General features: G+C 57.7%; 21 protein-coding genes. 2 read left to right on the forward strand and 19 right to left on the reverse strand.

Annotation, left to right across the window (positions count from 1 at the left end):
* Positions 1 to 15: 15 nt before the first annotated feature.
* The 17 genes from C0V76_RS07970 to C0V76_RS08050 all read right to left on the reverse strand — a co-directional run bounded on the left by C0V76_RS07970 (position 16) and on the right by C0V76_RS08050 (position 19344).
* The gene (locus C0V76_RS07970; protein ID WP_158239177.1) at positions 16 to 1029 is read right to left on the reverse strand and encodes a class I SAM-dependent methyltransferase; all 1014 of its coding nucleotides are present in this window, start codon (positions 1027 to 1029) and stop codon (positions 16 to 18) included.
* A 62-nt stretch (positions 1030 to 1091) separates the two neighbouring features.
* Entirely contained in the window at positions 1092 to 2441 is a 1350-nt protein-coding gene (locus C0V76_RS07975; protein ID WP_101941864.1) for an ABC transporter ATP-binding protein, read from the reverse strand.
* Positions 2431 to 3252: an ABC transporter permease gene (locus C0V76_RS07980; protein WP_101941865.1), complete on the reverse strand. Its 822-nt coding sequence runs from the start codon at positions 3250 to 3252 to the stop codon at positions 2431 to 2433. The genes C0V76_RS07975 and C0V76_RS07980 overlap by 11 nt, the downstream gene beginning before the upstream one ends.
* Positions 3253 to 3490: 238 nt before the next feature.
* A complete protein-coding gene (locus C0V76_RS07985) occupies positions 3491 to 5347 on the reverse strand; it encodes a glycosyltransferase family 2 protein (RefSeq protein WP_101941866.1) in 1857 nt (618 codons plus the stop codon).
* Positions 5348 to 5576: 229 nt separating this feature from the next.
* Positions 5577 to 6479, reverse strand: coding sequence for a glucose-1-phosphate thymidylyltransferase RfbA (gene rfbA, locus C0V76_RS07990; protein ID WP_101941867.1), 903 nt, complete (start codon positions 6477 to 6479; stop codon positions 5577 to 5579).
* Between the two features lie 14 nt (positions 6480 to 6493).
* A complete protein-coding gene (gene rfbD, locus C0V76_RS07995) occupies positions 6494 to 7384 on the reverse strand; it encodes a dTDP-4-dehydrorhamnose reductase (RefSeq protein ID WP_101941868.1) in 891 nt (296 codons plus the stop codon).
* Between the two features lie 4 nt (positions 7385 to 7388).
* Positions 7389 to 8453, reverse strand: coding sequence for a dTDP-glucose 4,6-dehydratase (gene rfbB / locus C0V76_RS08000; protein ID WP_101941869.1), 1065 nt, complete (start codon positions 8451 to 8453; stop codon positions 7389 to 7391).
* A gap of 136 nt (positions 8454 to 8589) precedes the next feature.
* Positions 8590 to 9426, reverse strand: coding sequence for a symmetrical bis(5'-nucleosyl)-tetraphosphatase (locus C0V76_RS08005; RefSeq protein ID WP_101941870.1), 837 nt, complete (start codon positions 9424 to 9426; stop codon positions 8590 to 8592).
* 2 nt (positions 9427 to 9428) lie between these two features.
* Positions 9429 to 11306 (reverse strand): nucleoside-diphosphate sugar epimerase/dehydratase, encoded by a 1878-nt coding sequence (locus C0V76_RS08010; protein ID WP_101941871.1) that lies wholly within the window; start codon positions 11304 to 11306, stop codon positions 9429 to 9431.
* Positions 11307 to 11317: 11 nt separating this feature from the next.
* A complete protein-coding gene (locus C0V76_RS08015; protein WP_216821694.1) occupies positions 11318 to 12361 on the reverse strand; it encodes a glycosyltransferase family 4 protein in 1044 nt (347 codons plus the stop codon).
* Positions 12354 to 13295 carry an NAD-dependent epimerase/dehydratase family protein gene (locus C0V76_RS08020; protein ID WP_101941872.1) on the reverse strand — a complete coding sequence of 314 codons (942 nt, stop codon included), beginning with the start codon at positions 13293 to 13295 and terminating at the stop codon, positions 12354 to 12356. The genes C0V76_RS08015 and C0V76_RS08020 overlap by 8 nt, the downstream gene beginning before the upstream one ends.
* Positions 13292 to 14104 (reverse strand): glycosyltransferase, encoded by an 813-nt coding sequence (locus C0V76_RS08025; protein WP_101941873.1) that lies wholly within the window; start codon positions 14102 to 14104, stop codon positions 13292 to 13294. Before C0V76_RS08025 ends, C0V76_RS08020 begins: the two co-directional genes overlap by 4 nt.
* 21 nt (positions 14105 to 14125) lie before the next feature.
* A complete protein-coding gene (locus C0V76_RS08030) occupies positions 14126 to 15070 on the reverse strand; it encodes a glycosyltransferase family 2 protein (protein ID WP_158239178.1) in 945 nt (314 codons plus the stop codon).
* A gap of 2 nt (positions 15071 to 15072) precedes the next feature.
* Positions 15073 to 16011: a glycosyltransferase family 2 protein gene (locus tag C0V76_RS08035; RefSeq protein WP_101941875.1), complete on the reverse strand. Its 939-nt coding sequence runs from the start codon at positions 16009 to 16011 to the stop codon at positions 15073 to 15075.
* The gene (locus C0V76_RS08040) at positions 16008 to 17516 is read right to left on the reverse strand and encodes an oligosaccharide flippase family protein (protein WP_101941876.1); all 1509 of its coding nucleotides are present in this window, start codon (positions 17514 to 17516) and stop codon (positions 16008 to 16010) included. The genes C0V76_RS08035 and C0V76_RS08040 overlap by 4 nt, the downstream gene beginning before the upstream one ends.
* 15 nt (positions 17517 to 17531) lie before the next feature.
* Positions 17532 to 18539, reverse strand: a complete 1008-nt coding sequence (locus tag C0V76_RS08045) for an NAD-dependent epimerase (protein WP_101941877.1) — start codon at positions 18537 to 18539, stop codon at positions 17532 to 17534.
* Between the two features lie 52 nt (positions 18540 to 18591).
* Positions 18592 to 19344, reverse strand: coding sequence for a glycosyltransferase family 2 protein (locus C0V76_RS08050; protein WP_101941878.1), 753 nt, complete (start codon positions 19342 to 19344; stop codon positions 18592 to 18594).
* Between the two features lie 66 nt (positions 19345 to 19410).
* On the opposite strand from C0V76_RS08050, the gene waaC reads away from it, so the two are divergent.
* On the forward strand, positions 19411 to 20370 hold the full coding sequence (waaC, locus tag C0V76_RS08055) for a lipopolysaccharide heptosyltransferase I (RefSeq protein ID WP_101941879.1): 960 nt from the start codon (positions 19411 to 19413) through the stop codon (positions 20368 to 20370).
* Positions 20367 to 21638 (forward strand): lipid IV(A) 3-deoxy-D-manno-octulosonic acid transferase, encoded by a 1272-nt coding sequence (gene waaA, locus C0V76_RS08060; RefSeq protein WP_101941880.1) that lies wholly within the window; start codon positions 20367 to 20369, stop codon positions 21636 to 21638. Before waaC ends, waaA begins: the two co-directional genes overlap by 4 nt.
* Positions 21639 to 21684: 46 nt before the next feature.
* Here waaA and C0V76_RS08065 read toward each other — a convergent pair whose 3' ends face one another.
* Positions 21685 to 22992: a TolC family outer membrane protein gene (locus tag C0V76_RS08065; protein WP_101941881.1), complete on the reverse strand. Its 1308-nt coding sequence runs from the start codon at positions 22990 to 22992 to the stop codon at positions 21685 to 21687.
* A gap of 30 nt (positions 22993 to 23022) precedes the next feature.
* On the reverse strand, positions 23023 to 23349 hold the full coding sequence (locus C0V76_RS08070) for a rhodanese-like domain-containing protein (RefSeq protein WP_101941882.1): 327 nt from the start codon (positions 23347 to 23349) through the stop codon (positions 23023 to 23025).
* Between the last annotated feature and the right edge of the window lie 9 nt (positions 23350 to 23358).

Consider the following 23358-nt stretch of genomic DNA (forward strand, 5'->3'; position numbering starts at 1 on the left):
GCATGCAAAATCCGATTAGCGACCAAAGGTGTTACGAAACACCCTGCGCATGGCGCGAAGAGGCTTCGTGATTCGCCACGAAAGAGTAGCGGCCATTTGTTCAAGATGAATTGACTTTTCGTTATCCAGCACCTCAAAGTGCTTGACATCCTTTTCAAGTTTCAAAATGTATGAACTCATGGACTCCGCTTCGGCGGAGAGCTTATTTAAAGCCGCCGACAGCCTTTCGTTTTCTTCTGAAAATTTGTTTTTCTCACCTTCAAGAAGTCGCTTTTCTTCGTCATGCTCCTGTGCTGTTTTTTGAACAAATGCCCACTTGTTTCCGAACTCCGAAGCCTGAACGATCCGGCTAAAACTATTTATCTGTGCTGGTTCGCAAACATCGAATACGCTTCCGGAAATAAGCCTAGTACCCAACACATTCTTGTCAGAGTTTTTTTTCTTTATTACGCATATCGAGTTAAAAAACTCAATCGAATGAATATTTGAAAGATCCTCTTCCGAAATTTCGCATCCATACGCTGAACAAAAATTCTCGACAACTTTCGTTCGCGAATAGCCATTACCCCAATGCTGATGATTGACGACATCAACCATCATTTTGAAGAAATTTATAGACGACTCCGGATAAAACACGCCGCCTTGATAGTGAGCCCAATAGCTACAATGCAAATCCTCGACGATGTAAACGCCATCTTCCTTTACGCGCGAAAAAAGTCTCGCGAACGACTTGACAATATCACCCGACGCATGCGACCCGTCATCAATAATTAAATCGAATTCGGTCGAAATTTTCAGAACTTGTTCAAGTGTTTCTTTATTATTTATATCTCCAATTACCAAAGAAATTCGCTCATCCGAGTAGGACAAGCGCTCACACCTTTGATCGATATCACAGCCAACAAGGCTATGCGCATTCTTGAAATATTTCGACCATATTTCCAGAGAACCGCCGTTCTGGACTCCGATTTCAAGCATGGAAACAGGCTTGCTCCTTAAATCAGCAAGAACCTGATCGTAGCTGCTCAAGTATAGGTCCCACTTGTCGGACCCCTTTCCTGCATGCTCGGCGTAGTAGTCTTTTAAATTTTTCATAGCGCCCTTAACTCAATCCCTTTGATCTCTGCACCCACAAGCCCCCACCTAACATCGCTTGATGAGACCTTCAATATTATTGCGTCATGAAGCCAATGGTGCTGCACGTGGTTAACCAAATCGCCATCCGCCAAAGAAACCATTACGCTATAATCGCCATTCGGAAGCATAGGAAGTCTAAAGACAAACTCTGCTTTAAAATGCCCCCCAGCGTTAAATCTCAGCGGGTTGCGTTGAGTAAACGAAAGAGTATTCTCACCAAACAAATCCTGACCGAGCTTGTCGCGCACGATGAATCCTAATATCGGCCGCTCCAGATCTTGGTGAGCGACGGCGTGTATTCCCACCTTAACCAGCTCACCTCCAGCCAATGGGCCGCTCAGAATTTTCCTCGGGTCCGCCAACCCAAATTCAACATGAGTCAACTCTCCTGCCCCCGTTTTCCAACCATTGGCCGCACACAAATTATTCTCTACGGACAATTCACCTCTGTAATCTATGGAGCTCCGGCCCTCTATGACTTGAGCTTCAACACACCCAGACAACTGACGCTCTTTTTCAACATCAATTGTCTGAAGCTTAATATTCTCTCCATATACCTGCTGGAGCGTATATTTCAAGTACTCTTCAGAAACATCCTTTGCTGTTCCTTGCAGGCGCACTCCCCCGCAATCCAGCCACATCGCGCGCTCGCAAAGATTTCTCACTGATGCCATATCATGGCTCACAAAAAGAAGCGTACCCTTTTCTTTAAATGCCCTGATGAATCGCATGCACTTTTGTGTAAAGACCGCGTCCCCGACAGCCAGCGCCTCGTCTACTACCAAAATATCCGCATCGACGTGAGCAATCACCGCAAACGCCAACCGCACATACATCCCGCTCGAATATGTTTTAACTGGCTGATGAATGTAGTCGCCGATATCGGCAAAGTTCGCTATGGCCGCAAAGCGCTGATCAACCTCTTCTTTGCTCAACCCATATAGCGAAGCCGCCATATAAACGTTTTCAACGCCGCTAAACTCAGGATTAAAGCCAGCGCCTAGCTCCAGCAGTGCCGCGACTCGACCATTTACCCTGATCTCGCCCGCAGTAGGGTTGAGCGTGCCGCAGATCATTTGCAGCAAGGTGGACTTGCCGGAACCATTGCGGCCGATAATTCCAACCGTCTCCCCCCTCCTTATCGTGAAACTGATGCCGTTGAGCGCCCAGAATTCTTTGTAGTAGCGCTTTCGTCCACGAATCAGGAGCTGCTTAAGTCGATCGCTGGGCCTGGAGAAGATCGGATAGCACTTACTTAGATCATTTACTTCAATTGCGAACTCTTCAGTCTTATCAGAGGACATCAGCAAATCCCTTGCGAGTTTTCTGGAACCAGGCGAACCCCAGCATTGCTACAGCCAGGGACGTCAGCATGCCACCCCCCCATAGCTGCAGATTTGGTAGGCGACCCCAGTACATCACATCCCGCATCATTTCAATTGGGGGAGTCAAAGGATTAAGAAACATTACCGTCTGGAATCGTTCTGGCAGCGCTGATGCTGGGTAAAAGATAGGGGTCAGGAACATAAGTACCTGTACAACAACACCAATCAGTTGGCCCACGTCGCGCAGGAATACTCCCAGCGACGCTAATGCCCAACTTAGCCCCATTACGAACATTACAAATGGGGCAATGATCAGCGGACAGAGCAGCACCTCCCAATGAGGCACACCTACCAGCAAAACATATGCCGCCAGCCACACCCCGAAGCTAATCGAAAAATGGAATAGAGCACTCCCCATCGCCACCCAAGGGAGTATCTCCAAAGGGAATACCACTTTTTTGACGTAGTTCACATTGGCCAGAATGAGATTTGGCGCTCGAGTCACACACTCGGCAAAGAGGTTGAAAACCATCAGGCCGGCAAACAACACCAGTGCAAACTCTGCTTTTGAATCGCCATCACCACTGCCCCATCGGGCCTTGAAAACAACACTGAATACAAACGTATACACCAACAACATGAATACAGGGGTGATCAGTGACCAGAAAATGCCCAGCATGGAGCCCTTGTAACGCCCCACTACTTCGCGGTGGATCAGATTGCGAACAAGCCCACGGTTGAGCCAAAATCCGGCCAACATCTCTAGGGGAGAAACTGAGAAACTGCGCATCAGAGGAACATCTCCTGATTAAACAACTTTTGCTACGTCTTTTTAAGGAGGCAGACCGCACCTCGATTGGCGGCTATTTCAACAAGCCGTTTTCATGCCGGCAAATGTCAATAAAAACCCTACGTTCCTTCCAGCATCGACTACGCGAGTGTCGCAGTTGACACAAGGATTGGGAGCCGTGCCAAGAAAAAGTCAGCTGAATCCAATACAAAGCCGAAGCCTGGCCAAGAAAACATAATCAGTTTCTTGGAGGCCAGGCGTAACCAAAGCCCTCATTATCCAGCGTCAAATTCGGGCTATATGCGGGGTCATGCCAGAGAATATTGCCCCACCGATTTTTCATGAAATAACTCTCGCTTGCAAAGCGTTCTTTCTTCTCTGGCGTATCCTCATACCCCCGAGTGGCCGATTCATGATGGAATAGTTCAGCGTAAGGCGTCCAAATATTTCGGTAACCCGCCTCCTTAAGCCTCAGACAGAAATCCACGTCGTTGAAGGCGACCTTAAGGTCGACTTCATTGAGCCCACCAACCTCTTCGTAAACGCTCTTTCGGACGACCATACAAGCGCCAGTTACGGCCGAAAAGCTTTGAATGTGCGAAGCACGGCCCGCGTAGCCAGGGGAGTTTTTTGGCAACCCCTTGTGCGCATGGCCTGCCACCAAATCCCCCAACAAAATTATTCCGGCGTGCTGAAGTGTCAGTGACGGATACCAGAGTCTCGCCCCAACGGCGCCCACGCCTGGCTGCATTGCTATAGCCACCATCTCCGACAACCACTCAGGAGATATCACCTCAACATCATTATTAAGAAGGGCGACAAATTCTCCTTGAGCGGACTTTACTGCGGCATTATTCAAGGAAGAGTAATTAAAAGGTCGCTCATCGCGCAGAATGTGAACTCCTCGCGAACTCTTCAAATATTCAAAATATTGCAACGCCAAAGGGTCGTCAGAGCCGTTATCGACAATTACGATCTGATAATTGCTGTATGTAGTCTTGGATAGAATGCTCTCAACGCATTGCCTTGTCAGTGACAATCCGTTTCGCGTTGGAATTATTATGCTCACCGTCGGCTCTTGCTCGGGCAACAAGTAGTGTGTGCGGTAGCCATGCCCACGCAACTCCGAGGTTGCACGCACTCCCATCCTCTGGAAGTGATCATTCAGAGCCTTTTCACCTGCAATCATTGCATAAGGTTTTGCTTCAGCGGACTGCGCTGTGCTTCCACAATGAACGCGCCAGTGGTAAAGCACTCTCGGAATATGATGGATCTGATCGGGCCGTATTTTTTCAATACACCGCAAAGCCAAGTCATAATCTTGCGCACCTTCGAATCCTATCCTGAATCCTCCAACCTCTTGTATGAGATCCAGTCTATAGGCGCCAAGGTGAGTAATTAGGTTGTGCGAGTAGAACAGATCAACGTTCCAGTCGCATTTAAAATATGGTGAATGGCGTTTGCTGATCTCGTCGATTTTGTCTTCGTCCGAGTAGATTAGACGGGCATCTGGATTAGCGTTGATTGCGTCAACCAGCCAGAACAAGGCGCTTTCGCTCATCAAGTCATCGTGATCGAGCAATGCAACCCATTCGCCACTAGCCATCATCAGCCCATCGTTGGACGCCGCTGAAATATGGCCATTCGTCTCCCTGCACTTTACTTTAATACGGGAGTCTTCCCTGCTGAAACGCTCGAAGATGGCCTGCATCTCTTCATCCTCCGACGCGTCATCAACTATACACAACTCCCAGTTTGGATAAGTCTGGCGTTTTACGGACTCGATAGCCTCGATCAGCCACCGCGGAGTCGACTTATATACAGGCATTAAGACTGTTATCAACGGACGGTGCTTGAAGCTGTTTGCCTTTGTCGCCATATCCGCACGATCCTCGTCCGACAAAGTGTCGTACAAACGAATCCAATCCGCATATTCATTTATCAAAAAAGCCGGAGTTGCAGCGAAGCGCAGTGCTTTGCACAACCCAGCAGCTCCATTTCGTCGAAAAATACGAAACGCCTTTGCAAAAACCCCGACAACACCATCCTGTCGAAGAAGATGCATTATGCTTTTAAATAAATTGAACATTTTCATCCGAGTAAACCAGCGTACTTCATCCTGCCTTGATCTCTACCCAAAAGGGGCGCCCCCGGCGCCCCTTTACTCCCTCACCTCGCTTAGCAAGCGGCTGATGAGCTCAGCCACTTTTGCCTCCGTTTGCGGCGCAATACAAATCCGTTTGTGTTCATTATTTTGTGAGAACATCGAGAAAACAACATCGCAAACGGGAGGGGTTAGCTAACGGTGCTTTTGGCTCCAGCGATCAAAATACCTTTTCGTCGAGAACCTTCAAGAGATACTGCCCGTAGCCGCTCTTGCCCAGTCGCTTAGCCTGCTCGGCCATCTGCGCATCATCGATCCAGCCATTTCTCCAGCAGATCTCTTCCGGGCAGCACACCTTGAGCCCCTGACGCTTCTCCAAGGTCTGGATGAACTGGCCCGCTTCGATCAGGCTGTCGTGCGTGCCGGTATCCAGCCAGGCATCCCCCCGGCCCAGCATCTGTACATCGAGCTGGTTTTTCTCAAGGTAGATCCGGTTCAGATCGGTGATTTCCAGTTCGCCGCGCGCGGAGGGCTTGAGGTTCCGGGCGAACTCGACGACTTGCTGGTCGTAGAAGTAGAGGCCCGTCACGGCATAGCGACTGCGCGGGGCTTTGGGCTTCTCTTCGAGACTGATCGCATGGCCTTCCGCATCGAATTCGACCACGCCGTAACGCTCGGGGTCGGATACCGGGTAGGCAAAGACACTGGCGCCACTCGGGTTCGCATCGGCGGCCTTGAGCCGGGCCGCGAGATCATGGCCGTAGAAGATGTTGTCACCGAGCACGAGGGCCGAGGGGTGGTCGCCCACGAAGTCGGCACCGATGATGAAGGCCTGGGCGAGACCATCCGGGCTCGGCTGCACGGCGTACTCGAAATTCACGCCCCAGGCTTTGCCGTCGCCGAGCAGTTGCTCGAAGCGCGGGGTGTCTTGCGGGGTGGAGATGATCAGGATGTCGCGAATGCCCGCCAGCAGGAGCACGCTGAGCGGGTAGTAGATCATGGGTTTGTCGTACACCGGCACGAGCTGCTTGGAGACCGCGAGGGTGAGCGGGTGCAGGCGGGTGCCGGAGCCACCGGCGAGGATGATGCCTTTGCGGGGCTTGTTGGCCAGAGGTGCGGTCATCGGGGAGGTCTTTCTCAGAGGATTTCGGTGAGCATGCGGGCAACACCCTTTTGCCAGTGCGGCAGGGTGAGGCCAAAGGCTTGCTGGAGTTTGGTGGTCACGAGGCGCGAGTTGAGCGGGCGCGTGGCGGGCGTCGGGTAGTCGCGGGTCGGAATCGGGCTGACCTCTTGTACCTTGAGCTCGCGGCCGGCTTTGCGCGCTTCTTCGAAGACGAAGCGGGCGTAGTCGTACCAGCTGGTTTCGCCACCGGCCACGCAGTGGTAGAGGCCACACAGCGCTTCGTTGGCCTGGGTCTGGCGGATGGCGTGCGCGGTGACGTCGGCGAGCAGGTCGGCCCCAGTGGGGGCGCCGATCTGGTCGTCGATGATTTTGAGCGCTTCGCGTTCGCTCGCGAGCTTGAGCATGGTCTTGGCGAAGTTGCCGCCGCGTGCGGCATAGACCCAACTGGTGCGGAAGATGAGGTGGCGACAGCCGGATTGCTGGATCAGCTGTTCGCCCTCAAGCTTGGTCTGGCCGTAGACGCTGAGCGGGCCGGTCGCGGCGGTTTCGTCGCGCGCCGTGTCGCCACTTCCGTCAAACACATAATCGGTGGAGTAGTGCACGAGCAGTGCGCCGATGTCTTTGGCGGCTTGTGCGACTGCGCCAGGGGTGGTGGCGTTGAGCAGACGGGCGAAGTCGGCTTCGCTTTCGGCCTTGTCGACGGCGGTGTGGGCTGCTGAATTGACGATGACGTCAGGTTTGAGCGTGCGCACGGTGTGTGCGACGGCGTCGGGCTGGCTGAAGTCGCCGCAGTAGTCGGTGCTGTCGAAATCCAGCGCGATCACGTCACCGAGCGGGGCGAGTGCGCGCTGCAGCTCCCAGCCGACCTGGCCACCGCAGCCGAGAATGAGGATTCGTGAGGCCATGGGTTCAGCGCGCCTCGTAGTTCTTGGCAAGCCACTCGCGATAGCTGCCATTGAGTACGTTGGCCACCCAGTCTTGATTGGCGAGGTACCACTCGACGGTCTTGCGGATGCCGGTCTGGAAAGTTTCGGCCGGGCGCCAGCCGAGTTCGCGTTCGATCTTGCGGGCGTCGATGGCGTAGCGGCGGTCGTGGCCGGGGCGGTCGGTGACGTAGGTGATCTGCTCGGCGTAGGACTTGCCGTCGGCGCGCGGTGAGAGTTCGTCTAGCAACTTGATGAGGGTCTGGACGATCTCGATGTTGGGCATTTCGTTCCAGCCGCCGACGTTGTACACCTCGCCGACCTTGCCCTTGGCGAGCACGGCGCGGATGGCGCTGCAGTGGTCGGTGACATACAGCCAGTCGCGGATCTGCTGACCGTCACCGTAGATGGGCAGTGCCTTGCCGGCGAGCGCGTTGGCGATCATCAGCGGGATCAGCTTCTCGGGGAAGTGATAGGGGCCGTAGTTGTTGGAGCAGTTGCTGGTAGTGACCGGCAGGCCGTAGGTGTGGTGCCAGGCGCGCACGAGGTGATCAGACGAGGCTTTGCTGGCCGAGTACGGGCTGTTGGGCTCGTAGGTGTTGGTTTCGGTGAAGGGCGGGTCGTTGGGGCCCAGCGAGCCGTAAACTTCGTCGGTGCTCACGTGATGGAAGCGGAAAGCCGCCTTGGCTTCGCCTTCGAGGCTACTCCAGTAGGCGCGGGCGGCTTCGAGCAGGGTAAAGGTGCCGTCGATGTTGGTGCGCAGGAAGGCGGCCGGGCCGTGGATACTGCGGTCGACGTGGCTTTCGGCAGCAAAGTGCACGATGGCGCGCGGCCGGTGTTCGGCCAGCAGGCGATCAATCAGGGCGCGGTCGCAGATGTCGCCCTGAACAAAAGTGTGGCGCGCATCCCCCTGCAGGCTCTTGAGATTCTCCAGGTTGCCGGCGTAGCTCAGCACATCCAGATTCACCACCGACTCATCGCTCTGCTTGAACCAGTCCAGCACAAAATTGCTGCCAATAAAGCCGGCTCCGCCGGTAACGAGAATGCTCATGATGTCCTAAACCAAAAAAATTAGGCAGCCCAACAACGAAGGCCACCCCAAAAAAAAGCCCTATATCTTAACGTGACTTCACAAATCCTCGTCTGAACTCACATCAAATATTCCCTAAAGGACAAAGAGGACGCGCTCAATCACCTGTCTCTGAAGCACACCCGGGCTGGCCTTCGACCTGAAAAAGACGCCTATCCTCTAGGCGCAAAGCACTTAAGCGTCCGCCCCAGACACACCCCGTATCAAGTGAGATAACTTCGCCCATATCTCGGTAGCCAAGTGCGGACCAATGACCATGCAGCACAGTGTGCGTACGCCATTGCGCTAATGGATGGGCATACCAAGGCCGGAGCCTTGGCCAAGCCTCCGGCGGCCCTTTCGGCTTAAGTTCTATGCAGTCATCCAGACTCAGAAAACGCAGCCGGCACATGGTGTTGACGATGATGCGCAGTCGATCGGGACCGATAAGATCCTCCGACCACAGCACAGGCTTACCTCCCCACAGATCGCCTAGACAAGCTTGCCAGTCTGCTCTGGACAAAACGTGCTCGACCTCGCACGCCAGACTTCGCGCCTGCGCAATGGTCCAACTGGGAAGGAGGCCCGCATGCACCATGGCGAAGCCCTGTTCAACGTGGAGCAACGGGCGGCAGCGCAGCCAATCGACCAGTTCAGAAAGATCAGGCGCCTCCAGCAAGTCATGCAGGGTATCCCCCTCCCCTTGGCTGACAGCCCCAGCCACTACCGCCAAAAAGAACAGGTCGTGATTTCCCAGTACGCACACCACGCTGTCACCCAACGCCATTAGCCGGCGCAAGACCGCCAAACTGCCGGGGCCGCGATTGATCATATCCCCCGCTACCCACAATCGATCCTGCACAGGATCAAAATCTATTTCCCTCAGCAGAGCATCCAACTCTGCATCGCAGCCTTGGATATCTCCAATTACGTAGCGATAACGACAGGGGAGCATGCTCAGGCCTTACGCAGGGAATTGACCGTAGATGCGTTAACACAGGCTTCGTGGCAGACGGGCGTGTACTCTGGGACCCAACGCTGAAGCATGTCACGAACGACACCATCAGAAGGGCTGGCAGTCTGGAGCAACCAAGCTTCGACCTGCTGGATTAGGTCTGTCGCAACCAGACGCGAACGCGCCACTCTAAGCTTGGGATGATGGGTTGGTCGGGTCTGCTCAGCGTCGGCCAAAAGCTCTTCGTAGAGTTTTTCGCCAGGGCGCAGACCGGTAAATTCAATCCGGATCTCATCTTCGGTAAAACCGGAAAGGCGAATCATGTTGCGCGCCAGATCGGTAATTTTCACCGGCTCTCCCATGTCCAGCACGAAGATCTCACCTCCCTCTCCCATGCTGCCAGCCTGCAAGACCAGCAAGGCGGCTTCCGGTATGGACATAAAATAGCGGGTTATCTCAGGATGCGTCACCGTCACCGGCCCCCCGCAAGCAATCTGTTCCTGGAATTTCGGGATGACGCTGCCGTTGCTGCCCAGTACATTGCCAAAACGCACCGTTTCAACCCGCGTTGCATTGGAAACTGAGTACAGAGCCTGGCAGAGCATTTCAGCCAGGCGCTTGGTAGCCCCCATCACATTGGTAGGGTTCACCGCCTTGTCCGTGGAAATAAGCACGAAGCGCTCAGCGCCGTAAGACTGACTGCAGCGCGCCACATTGAGCGTCCCCAGTACATTATTGCGCACAGCCTGCCAGGCGTTACGCACCTCCATCAGCGGCACGTGTTTGTAGGCTGCTGCGTGGAATACCACTTGCGGCCGCCATTCGCCAAAGATCTCGTGCAGCCGCACCGCATCCTTGACATCGGCAGCCAAGGGAACAACCGGGATCTGCGGCTGGTGCTGTGCGAACCACTGCTCAATCGTGTACAGAGCGTATTCACTTTGCTCCACCAGCAACACGCGTGCGGGGGAGAAATGTGCAATCTGACGACACAGCTCTGAACCGATAGACCCCCCCGCACCTGTCACCAGCACACACTTGTCCGCGAGCACGGCCGCAACATTGGCGGTATCGATACACACGGTTTCACGCCCGAGCAGGTCCTCAATTTCGACCTTGCGGATAGCGTTCACGGCAATCCGGCCGGACATGATGTCTTCAAGTGCTGGCACGGTCAGCAACTGCAAGCCTGCCTGCGCGCAGCAGCCTGCAACTTTACGACGCACGGCAATCGAGGCCGAAGGAATTGCCAAAATGGCGTGCCTGACTTTCAGATCACTCGCCACCTCGGGCAGAGAGTCAACCGCTCCGATCACGCGTTGCCCCCCCAGCTCCCGCCCCCATTTGCCGGCATTGTCGTCCAGCAGGCCGACCACCCGCCAATCAGGAGAGCGCTCCATGTCACGCACCAGCATGGCGGCGGCACGCCCCGCGCCAATCACAATCACGGGCTTCCCTTGGCAGGCGAGACCGCCAAACATGCGATGCTCCTTCCACATCCGGTAAGCAATCCGGCCACCAGCCATACCCATAATCAGCAACAGCGGGAACAACACCACCAGCGAACGCGGTACCGGTGGCTGTGGTGTCAGCAGCACGACATAAGCCACCATCGCCAGCAAAGTACCGCCCACCGCCTTGAGCACCCGCTTAAGGTCCGGCAGGCTCGCAAAAATCCATAAGCCGCGATACAACCCCGCCAGCCAGCAAGCCAGCGCGTGTGCTGGCAGCATGCACAACAAACCGACCAGGACGGTATGGCCGTAATCTTCAGGCCAAGAAAAGTTGAATCGCAACCAGAATGCAGAACACCACGCAAAGGCCAGGGCAAGCAGGTCAAACAGGAATACCAATAGGGATTTGAGGCCAATTTTTCGCATCAGGAGGCTTTCTATTTGCCCATCGCCGCGCCTTCAATGCGCTCAAATTCAGATACGCCTGCATCGAAATACCAAGCCACCCCAGCCAACAAGGCAAAGCTTGTCAGACAGATAGGCAAAGCAAATTCGGGCCAAGCCAGCGCACTCAAAGCGGCCGGCAACAAAATCAGCAGATCTATGAACAGTATGGCCAAGGTCACTGGCCGGTGTGCGCCAACACGACGTGAGGCCCACTGGTAAGCGTGAGTGCGGTGCGCCTCTGTCACGCGGATGCCACGTGCCGCACGCCGCAACAATGTGAGCGTGGCATCCACAATGAAAACAGCTAAGAGGATCAACCACGGCCACAAAGTCGTCTGCCCACTCGTTGTTGCATACAAGGCGTGCACCGCCAGGGCGTAGCCCAGAAAGCCGCTACCCGCATCCCCCATGAAAATCCTGGCCGGCGGCCAGTTCAGTAGCAAAAAGCCACAACTCGCCGCAGCCAGCAACCACAAAGGCATTCCGTCGCTACCGGACAGAGCCATCAAAACGCCTCCTGTCCCTGCCACAAATACAGCCTGGGATGCGGCGAGGCCGTCAATTCCGTCCATGAAGTTGTAGAAGTTAATAGCCCAGGCAAGCAACAAAACTCCGCACAAATGCCCCAGCCATCCCCAGTGGAGGATCAGACCGCCAAGATCCAGCTGGGGCCAACCATCCAGCAGTAGCACGGCAAGTGCAGCTGCCAGCAAATGGAAAGCAAAGCGAACTCGCGCCGATAACGGGGCATGGTCGTCCCAGAAACCAAGCACGGCAATCAGCCCCCCACCGAGCAGCAAGCTCCAGAACAAACCGGGCGCGAGGCCAGCGTGGAGCTGCCAGAATATCAGCGCAGCCAGATAAGCCAGCACGATCGCCACGCCCCCGCCACGCGGCGTCGGCACCGTATGCGAACTGCGCGCATTAGGCATATCGATGATCTGTCGGGCCAGCGCGTAGCGCCGCAAGGCCAGGGTGCCAATAAATGACGTCAGTAACGTCAGCCCGGCAGCGGCAAAATGAAAATCAGACAAACCTCGCACCCTCACCACCTACAGTACGTCGAAGCGCTTCCTGGCGACTCACGCTCGGCACCCAATCCAGGACGGCCCGTGCCTTGTCACCACTCACCCACAGCTCACCAGTCAGGCGGCGCATGGCGGACCCCACGCCGGGAAACCCTGCTCCTATCCGCAGCAGCCACAGCGGCACTGCCACCAACCTAGCAGGCACACCTGCAGCTGCCGCAATCTCGCGCATCAGCGTCGCCGTGCCACATTCGGTATCTGAAGCATGAAAAACTTCCCCCACCGCACTGGAGTGCACACAGCAGCGCTCCAATAGCGCAGCCAAATTCCACACATTCACAAAACTGCGCAAGGCCTCAACCCTACCAAAAGGCAGCGGAACACCTTTTTTCACCAATCCAATCAAACGCTCGAAATTGCCCCCGACGCCAGTGCCATAAACCAGCACCGGCCGCACAATCACCCACTCCATGCCTTGAGCCTCCGCCACTTCACGCAAGGCCTGCTCAGCCGCGAGTTTGGAGCGGCCGTACGTATCTTCAGGCGCAGGCGCATCAGATTCGCTTACAGGACGTCCCTGCGAGCGCTCAGCGCAGGCCTTGATGCTGCTGACGAAAACAAACCGTTTGACGCCCGCTCGGGCCGCCTGCTCAGCCAGATGCCGGGTCACCGCAACATTTTCCAACGCATACGCGGCCTCGGGATCTTCCACATCCTCCTGCATCTTGTGCACGCGAGCCGCCAGATGCAGCACCACATCCACACCCAGAAAAGCATTCGAACACTCAGGCAATGTGCGCAGATCTGCGATTACCGCATCATCGGGCATGCCGGCAATCGCCTGACGCAACCAAGGGCGCACAGCATGCCCGCCTTCACGCATCCGACGACAGAATTCGCGCCCGACAAAACCGTTCGCGCCTGTAACGAGAATCCTCACACGATCCTCCAGCCATGGCGATTGAAGAACTGCACACCGGAGCGACAGAACATGCGCACATGCTTCCAGCCTTTCCGTCCGGCACCACCACCAAAATGGGCAATCCGCACATCGCCCACAGCCGCAATCCGGCCATGGCGTGCAGCCCGCAGGCTCAAGTCGAAATCCTCGAAGTAGAGGAAATAGTCCGGATCAAACCCCCTCAGCACACGCAAGGAGTCTCCACGCAGGAGCATAAAACAGCCGCTTGCAATCGGAGGATCCCAAAGAACAGGCAGAGCGTTTGCCTCCCGCATTTCATAACGCGCCAGACGGCGCGCAAAGAAACGTTTGCCAAGCGTCGGTAAAAAGCCCCTCAGAACGAGATCAAGAATGCTCGGATAGCGCTTGCACAAGAAGTGCCACCTGCCCCCACCTTCAAGAATGGCGGGCGACAAAAGCACACACTCCGGATTTCCCTCCATGAAAAGGGCTGCAGAACTGAGCGCATCAGGCTGCAGATAAACATCCGGATTCAGAACCAGGTGTAACTGGCCCGCCCCCTGTGCCAGCGCAAGGTTGTGCCCACGCCCGAACCCCACATTCCCGTGCCCTGAAAGAATTGAAAAGTCATCCCAGCCAGAATCACGCATCAGCCCATCAAGGCCAGCGTCATTGCCATTGTCCACCAGCACCAGCCGGGCCTCACCAATCACGCCCTCAGCCTGGGCATGCACAAGCGCAACGCGCAGGCTGGCGAGGGTATCGCGCAGCATGGGCTCGTCAGGATGGTAGGTTACAAGGCTGATGGAAAGCGAAGTCACGGCCATAAAGATATACAAAGTCCCGCGTCAAGTCGTCTCACGCAGAGGGCCAGAAAGCCCGCGCAAGCCATGCCACACTCCGCGCAACATCATGTTGAGGTGGCGTGATCGTGACGTCGAGAACGACAGATAGAACACGAATTTGATAACGAGCGCGACCAGGTTCGCCTGTTTCCAAGCGGAACCGACATAGGAACGGCGAGTCAGCGCAACCGCATTGCGAAAGGTGTAATAGTGCCGCAAGGGCGTTCTGGCCGGAAAACTCCGCCCCAGCAGGCGAATAGGCTCGTCGCCAAGAGAGTGCTCCATTTGCGCTGAGAAGCAGCCAAAAACTTCATAGCCCCGGCTGCTGGCGCGCAGGCACCATTCAACATCGACATAGTCGATGAATAGCGAATCATCCATCAGACCGATATCCCGCAGAACTGGTGCAGATATCAGGCTGCCGGAAGCGATCAGATGATCCACGCGCGCCAGATCCTCAAAATCGGGCACGGTAACTCGTGACAGGGAAAGTCCCTTTACTCGCACAAAAACAGGCTGATTTCCCTGTCTGGCGTCGACATAGGTCGGCCCCACAGCAGCCACTCGATGACCTTTGGCCGAGAGCCTCCCAAGCGCTTTTATCAGAACCGGGACCATGCCGGTCAAAGGACGGCTGTCGTGATCAAGCAGCAGGACATGCGTGGCGCCTTGCTCCAAGGCACAGCGGATCCCTTCATTTTGCGCGGCAGCAATCCCTGCGTTACGCCGCAACGGCAATACAGTCAGTTCCGGCCATTGCAGCCCCTCCAAAGCCGACAAAAACCCATCACCAGAACCATTGTCGACAACGATCATCGCGGCAACCTGCGCGCGGAGGCTTTCCAGAACGCGTCGAAACTCCTGAATGTCAGGATGGTAGCTAACAATGACAGCGGCAACATGAGTTGTCTCATCAGGCGAAAATCGCAATTGGCTGACTGAGCTCACATCTACACCCTCAACAACACGTAGAGCTGACGCCGTAAACGGGCCGGAAAAATTCCGTGCCTGATCAGGACGGCACGCCGCCCAAGCCAGCCATACCGATAGAGGTTTGAGAACGCCGAGAGGCAGTCTGACACAGACTCAGGCACGGCCTCGCCCAGTGCGGCCTGGAGGCTGCGCGCCTGAGCACAGGCTGCGGAGTAATCAAAACGCCTGCCCTCGCGACTAAAGATTCTGCTTGGCAAGGAAAAAAGACCGGGCATTTTCTTGGCTCCTACCGTGTTCTTCCCATGCTGACGGTAACGGACACATGGCTCCGGCACAGCGATGATCTTTCCGCGCGCACTCGCAACCAGGCTCAACCAATAGTCATGCATGAAGGCTTCCGGCGGGACAGGCAATGCCACTTCGAGCAAGGCCCTGTTGAAGAGACTGGCGCACCCCGTCACGACATTCTGCACAATCAACTGAGACACGCGGTCACGTCCAGGGTCAATTCCCTGGTGCTGCCAGAAACTGGGGGCAATCCTCTCCAGACTGGCATCCACCACTTCAAGATCCGAGTGCACAAGCAAAGGAACGCTCTCCCCGTGCGCAGCCTCTGCAGCACGAATCGTCCTCAAAAGCACTTCAAGCTTTTCTGGCTGCCAAACGTCGTCCTGATCGCAGAAGGTCACATAGGGCGCAGCGGACTGAGTCATCAGCGAAGCAAATCCTGCTTTGGCCCCAAGCTTCAGGCCATCACGCACCACGGTGAACCTGGTGGGAAATGCCTTCACGTACTCATCGAGAATCGCTACTGTTCCATCACTGGATCCATCATCTCGCGCGATAACACGCCAGTCCTGATGTGTTTGCGCCAGCAAGGACTCAAGCTGCTCCGCAAGAAAGGCAGCCCCGTTAAAGGTAGCCAGAAGAATATCAACAGTCTGTACAGATCTCATTCTCGACACTTCGCATACAAGTGGCCCACTACCCGTGCAGCCATGGGACGCAACATGCTTCCTGCTGCCAATCCGCCCAGCGCAGCAAACACTGCCGCCAGCCCAAATCCAGCAAGCGTTGCAATGCGTCCTCCTTGCGGAAGGACCTGGTTAGCACACCAATAGATCAGAAAGCAGCATGCAAGGATCAGACACACATCCCGTGCAAGCCAGGCTAGTGTCAGCTTTGGCATCATGCGTCGCTGAGTCTCAAGCATCCAGCCAAAGAAAAACAGGGCATTGCCGCCAAACCATGCCCATGCCGCGCCGACGGCCCCAAACCTGACGACCAGAAAATAAATCGCCGGGATCCAGAGCACAGCCAAAAGCAAAGTGCCGACAACATGGCGGCCCACCTTGCCATTCACATACTGAAGCTGAAAAACCAGGCTGGAAAACGCCCAGAGCATATGTCCCGCAGCGTATAAGGAAAGCAAGGGGGCGCTTCTGGCGGCCAACTCCTCGTTTCCTACCCAGATGAAGAGTATTCGCTCCCCCATCATGATCGCCGCGCCTGCCACTATCCCCAGTATCCACGCCAAGACCTGTGTACCGGTCCGATAAACCAGCTCAAAGCCTTGCGGGTCCTGGCGGGCGGCGATGTAAACCAAGCGCGGCTGGAGCGCCTGGGTAAACGGCGTCGCGAGGATGGCGACAGAGCTGGCTGCCACGGCCGCCAGTGAATATTCGCCAAACGCCGATAGATTGATGAAATGCGACAGAATCAGTCTGTCAGTCTGCGCAAGAATTCCCCAGACCATTGTCAGCAGCGCCATGGCGCCAGCAAAACGAACTACCGGGCGAAAAGCCTGGAAACTGGGCAGAACGCCAGAAGACAATGGCAGCTCACGCTTGAAAAGGCTGGCAAAAATCAGCAATTCGGAGACAGCAAGGATGCTCTGATAAACAAAGAAGGTCACCACATCGCTAGACACCCAGACCAGCACCAGCAAGACCAGAACTGACTTGAGGGTGCTCAAGGAGATTTGTGTGACATTGATCAGCGTGAAACGCTCCAGGCCAATCAAACCGCTGCGATAGAGGCTGGCCAACCAGCGACACGACAACATCAGCCCCATCAGTGCCACACACCGCGAAACCTGATCAACACTGACTGTTTCTAATTGGAACCAGTTGCTCCCGAACCAACCTCTTGCCAAAAAAACACCTGCTCCACACACCAGCCCGAGCACAGAAAACAGAAGCTCTGCACTTCTGACAAAGCGAGTCAAATCCTCAACAAGGACGTCTCCGGCGCGAAAGCGCGAGATCTCACGAATCAATGTCGGAGAAATACCCGCGTCCAGCAGTGCAAACCAAGCCTGCAAGGCGACAAAAAAACTCACCAGCCCGTATGCCTCCAGCCCCATGTAATGCACATAGGCCGGCACCATCAATACTCCGATAGCTACGGAATAGAGTTGGCCGGCCATGTTGGCCAGAATCCCGGCCTTGAACGAAGCCATGCGGAGCTCCTTCGCTCAGGTGCGGAAATAAGCGCGATACCAGTCCACGAAACGCTGCATCCCCTGCAGCAGCGGCGTGCCCGGCGCGAAGCCGGTCCAGGCCGTCAGCGCCGACACGTCCGCCGAGGTCACCGGCACATCGCCCGGTTGCATCGGCTGGAAGTCTTTCTCAGCGACTTTGCCGGTGGCGGTTTCGATAGCGGCGATGAAGTCCATCAGCGGCACGGGGTCCTGATTGCCAATATTGAAGACCCGGTAGGGTGCCGGCGACGTGCCGGGATTGGGAGCCTGGCCATCGTAGGCGGCGTCCGGCTCGGCCGGGCGGTCGAGCGTACGCACCACGCCTTGCACGATGTCATCGATGTAGGTGAAGTCGCGCAGCATCTTGCCGTGGTTGAAGACCTTGATCGGGCGACCTTCGAGGATGGCGCTGGTGAACAACCAGGGCGCCATGTCCGGCCGGCCCCAGGGGCCATATACGGTGAAGAAGCGCAAACCAGTGGTGGGCAGGTTGTAGAGGTGGCTGTAGGTGTGGGCCATCAGCTCGTTGGCCTTCTTGGTGGCCGCGTAGAGGCTCACCGGATGGTCCACAGCATCCTGCTCGGAAAAGGGCGTTTTCTCGTTACCACCATATACGCTGGAGCTGGAGGCGTACACGAGGTGCTGCACGGCGTTGTGACGGCAGCCTTCGAGGATGTTCACGAAGCCGACGAGATTGGAGTCGGCATAGGCATGCGGGTTCTGCAGGGAGTAGCGCACGCCGGCCTGGGCGGCCAGGTGCACTACGCGCTCGAATTTCTCGTCCGCAAAAAGCTTTGCCAGAGCTTCACGATCGGCGATATCAAGCCTGATGAAACGGAAGTTCGGCCAGGGTGTGAGCTGCGCGAGGCGGTCGTGCTTGAGCTGCGGGTCGTAGTAGTCGTTGAGGTTATCGATACCGACAACTTCATCGCCGCGTTTGAGCAGTTCGAGCGAGGTGTGCATGCCGATGAAGCCGGCCGCACCGGTGACGAGGACTTTCATGCCGGTCGTTTCCCATCCTGCAGCCCAGGCTGCTGAAAAAACAAACGCGGCCTCAACGCCGCGAAAACTCGATCATTTTCGCATACTTGGCGAAGCTGTTGAAACAGCCGATCAGGATGTGTATCAAGCCAGGAAGGCCATCCAGAAAGCCAGCCCGCATGACGTAAAACTTGATGAAACGGAATAAAGGGCTCAGCAGCAATTTGCCTGCCGACACCTGCCTGCCCTCCTCGACCAGCGCCTTGGCCGCCAGCGTCGTGTAGCGGTTCTGTTTGGCGAGATAGCTTTCGATCGTGTCTTCGGAGTGGTGCAGCAAATCCCCGCGCAGCAGGCCTACACCACCGAGCGTGATGACACGCTCGTGCACGATGTCGTCGGACCAGCGTGCGTGGCGACGGTCAAACAGGCGCAGCGACAGATCCGGATAGCCCTCGCCGTGCTTCAGATAGCGGCCGAGAAAGCGATTGCAGCGCGGAAATTCGTAACATTGATAGGCCGGCTGGACGAGCGCGCGCTCGATGCTGACGCGCAGCGCCTCGGACACGATTTCGTCGGAGTCGATGCACAGCACCCAGTCATGCGCAGCCTGCTCGATCGCGAACTGTTTCTGCGGACCAAAGCCACGCCACTCCTCGCGGATCACACGTGCGCCGAAAGATTCCAGCAGCTCGATCGTGCCATCCGTGCTACCCGAATCCACGGCAATGATCTCCGCGCAGAACGCCAGGGATTCCAGCGTGGCGCGCAGCGGGCCGACACAATCACGTGTGATCAGCACGGCTGACAAGGGAAGACGAGCACTCATGAGCAGTGGCCAGGGTTTACAATCCGGGCCACATTCTATGCCAGACCCGGCGATTCCCCTTAGCGCATGCGTTCCGTCCTCCTCGTCAAAACCTCCTCGCTCGGCGACGTGATCCACAACCTGCCGGTCGTCAGCGACCTGCTGCATCACTGGCCGAAGCTGGCCATCGACTGGGTGGTGGAAGAAAGCTTCGCCGAGATCCCGCGCTTGCATGCGGGCGTGCGTCAGGTTTTTCCGGTCGCCGTCCGGCGCTGGCGCAAGCAGCTCACGCAACGCATCACCTGGCAGGAAATAGGTGCATTCCGGCAGGCCGTGCGCGCCAACTGCTATGACCTCGTGATCGACACCCAGGGGCTGTTCAAAAGTGCGCTGCTGACCCGCATGGCCGATGGCCTGCGCTGTGGCTACAGTCGCGAAGCCGCGCGCGAGCCACTCGCCGCCTGGTTCTACGACTGCCGCTACGCGATCCCGAAAACCGCGCACGCGGTGGAGCGCAACCGCTGGCTGGCTGCCGCGGCCGCCGGCTATTCGCCGGACCTGCCGCTGCGCTACGGACTGCATGTCGACACGACCGATACAGCGAAGCCTTACTGCGTGCTGCTCACCGCCACCAGCCGGGACGACAAGCTGTGGCCCGAAGCCCACTGGCAGGCATTGGGTCAAGCGCTGGCTGCGGAGGGCCTGCGCTGCGTGCTGCCGGCTGGCTCGGCGCGCGAACGCGAACGAGCAAGCCGCATCGCCGCCGCCATCCCCGGTGCCGAGCTGGCACCACCCTCCTCGCTCGGTGAGCTGGCCCGGCTGCTCGGCGCGGCCGCCGGCATCGTCGGTGTGGATACCGGCCTGACCCATCTTGCGGCTGCACTGGATCGCCCGGTCGTGGCGCTCTATGTGGCCACCGAACCCGGGCTGACCGGCGTCTACGCCGGCCCGCGCGCGTTCAACCTAGGTGGCAGGGGGCAATGTCCCGCGCCGGCCGAAGTGCTCGCCGCCCTGCAGCCCTTGCTGACGAAGAAGATCCGCCCATGAATCGCCTGCTTTACTCCGCACTGTGGCACCTCGCCCTGCCCCTGATCGGCCTGCGCCTTGCGTGGCGTGCGCGCAAGCAGCCGGAGTATCTGCAGCATCTGGGCGAGCGCTTCGGCGCGGCGCCACGCGCAGGTCAGGCGCCGCGCATCTGGCTGCATGCCGTCTCGGTCGGCGAAACCCGCGCCGCCCAGCCGTTGGTGAAAGCCCTGCTCGCTCGCTATCCGCAGCACGAAATCCTGCTCACTCACATGACCCCCACCGGTCGCGCCACCAGCGAAGAGCTGTTCGGCAAGGAAGCGCGTGTCGTACGAACTTATCTCCCCTACGACTTTCCCTGGGCCCAACGCCGCTTCCTCGCCCGTGCTCGCCCGCACATGGGCATCGTGATGGAAACCGAAGTGTGGCCAAACCTGATGTGCGCCGCCGAGCAGGCGGGCGTGCCGATGCTGCTGGCCAACGCCCGCCTCTCGGCGCGCTCGGCACGCGGCTATCAACGCCTCGGCCAGCTCGCCCGCACAAGCTTCGGTCGTTTCAGCAAGGTGTTGGCGCAAACGGCGGATGACGCCAGCCGCCTCGCCGCCTGCGGCGCTGTGCAGCCGATCGTGAGCGGCAACGTGAAGTTCGATCTGGAGCTGACGCCAGCCCAGCTCGCCCTCGGCGCGGAATTCCACGCCGCTGCGGGCGGGCGCCCAGTGATCCTCGCCGCCAGCACCCGCGAAGGAGAAGAAGGCGCGCTGCTCGCCGCCTTCCTCATCCATGCACCGGCAGACGCGCTACTGGTGCTGGTGCCGCGCCATCCACAGCGTTTCGACGAAGTGGCGGCCATGGTCAGCAAGCTGGGGCTAACCCTGCAGCGCCGCAGCGCTGGCCTGCAGATCACACCGGATACGCGCGTGTGGCTCGGCGATTCGATGGGCGAGATGCTGGCCTACTACCGCATGGCCGAGGTAGCCATCATCGGTGGCAGTTGGCAGCCACTGGGCGGGCAGAACCTGATCGAGGCCTGCGCAGCCGGTGCGCCGGTGCTGATCGGCCCGCACACCTTCAACTTCACCGAAGCCGCCATGAAAGCCATCGAAGCCGGCGCCGCCCGGCGCTGCGCGGATCTCGACACAGCCCTGCGCACTTGCCGTGAGCTGCTGGCGGACACTTCTGCACGCAAGACCATGGCAGCCGCCGGCGAAGCCTTTGCGGCCGCCAACCGTGGGGCGACCGAGCGCACCCTGCAGGCGATTACTGCATTGCTAGCCAGCGCCACCAACCAATGAAAAGGGCGCGTTGCCGCGCCCTTCGTGATCCTGAAGCCTTCTTCAATCAGCGTTCGAGCAAGGCGTTGATCTCTTCCAGATCCTTCAGGCTCAGGCTGCCCACTGCCTGCTTAAGCTTCACCTGGGCCATGATCGTGTCGTAACGCGACTTGGCCAGCTTCTGGGCGGTGTCAGCGAGCTGGCTCTGGGCATCCAGCACATCTTTGTTGATCTTCACGCCCACCTGATAGCCCAGCTTGTTGGACTCCAGTGCGCTGCGGCTCGACACCACAGCCGCTTCATAGCCTCTCACCTGGGCCACACCACTGGTCACACTGAGGAAGGCTGAGCGGGCCAATTGCGCGGCGTTACGCTTGGCCGCCTCCAGATCCTGCTGCGACTTGGCCGACAAAGCCTGCGACTCGCGCACCTTGGACTGGGTGCCGCCACCGGCGAAGATCGGCAGGGTTGCCTGCACGCCAACCTGCCAGTTGCGATACTCGAACTCGCTCTGCGAGGAAGTAGAGCCCGCGCCATGATTGCGGCCATAGGAGCCTACCGCATCGATGGTCGGCAGATGTGCCGCACGGGTCCGCTCCACCTCGCGCGCAGCGATTTCTGCGTTGAGCTGGCCGACCTGCACATCCAGATTATTTTTCTGGGCGGACAGCGCCCATTGCTCCACATCTGCCGGCATCGGCGGCTCCAGCATCACGCCATCACGCAGACGCGCCAATTGCGGCGGCTCCTTGGCGATCAGCACACGCAAGGCTTCGCGCTTCACGTTCACATCGTTCTGGGCCGCAATTTCCTGTGCCGACACGATGTCGTACTTGGATTGCGCATCATTCACGTCGGTAATCGTGACCGTACCGACTTCAAAACTTTTCTTTGACAGATCCAGCTGCTCGCGCGAAGCCTTCTTGAGCTGACTCTGCACCGTGAGCACATCCTGCGCGTTGAGCAGATCGAAGTAAGCCTGGGTGCTGCGCACCATCAGATCCAGCTCGGCTGCCGTGAGCTGCGCTTCGGCCACGCCCACCTGCAGTTCGCCCTGCTTGTAGGCCACCCAGTTCTGCCAGCGGAACAGCGGCTGGGAAAGCTGCAAGGTGTAGGAGTTGGTGTTGTAACCATACTCACGCTCGTTCGGCAGCTTGGCATCCAGGTTGTTATAGGTGCTGGCGCCATTCAGGTTGATCGTCGGCAGCAGACCAGCGCGCCCTTGCGGCAGCTTCTCGCGCCCGGCTTCCACCTGGTAGCGGGCGGCGCCGTATTTGGCATCGCTCTGGCGCGCGTCCTGATAGATGCCCAGCAGATCGGCGGCCTGAACGCTGCCGGCACACAGCAGCGCGACGGACAGGGCAATACGCTTCATGTTCTCTCCCACTCCAGACTTCCCAGAAATTCAGTAACGCGGCATGGCCGGATCAACACGCTGCGCCCACGCATCCACGCCACCCGTGAGGTTATACACATTTTCAAAACCCTGTTGCGCCAGGAACAAGGCCACGCGCTGGCTGCGCATGCCGTGATGACAAATGCACACCACGGCCTGCTGTGCCGGCAGTTCATGCGCCCGCGCCGGGATTTCGGCCATCGGTACCGGCGTGATGCCGGCCAGCGCGCAGTGTTCAACCTCCCAGGGCTCGCGCACGTCCAGCAACAGCGGCGCGGCGCGCCCGCCATCGGCCAGCCAGGCAGCCAGGTCTTCAGCACTCAAAGGCGTCACCATGATGCCGCG

It is taken from the genome of Uliginosibacterium sp. TH139, assembly GCF_002855595.1.
Taxonomy (GTDB): Bacteria; Pseudomonadota; Gammaproteobacteria; order Burkholderiales; family Rhodocyclaceae; genus Uliginosibacterium; species Uliginosibacterium aquaticum.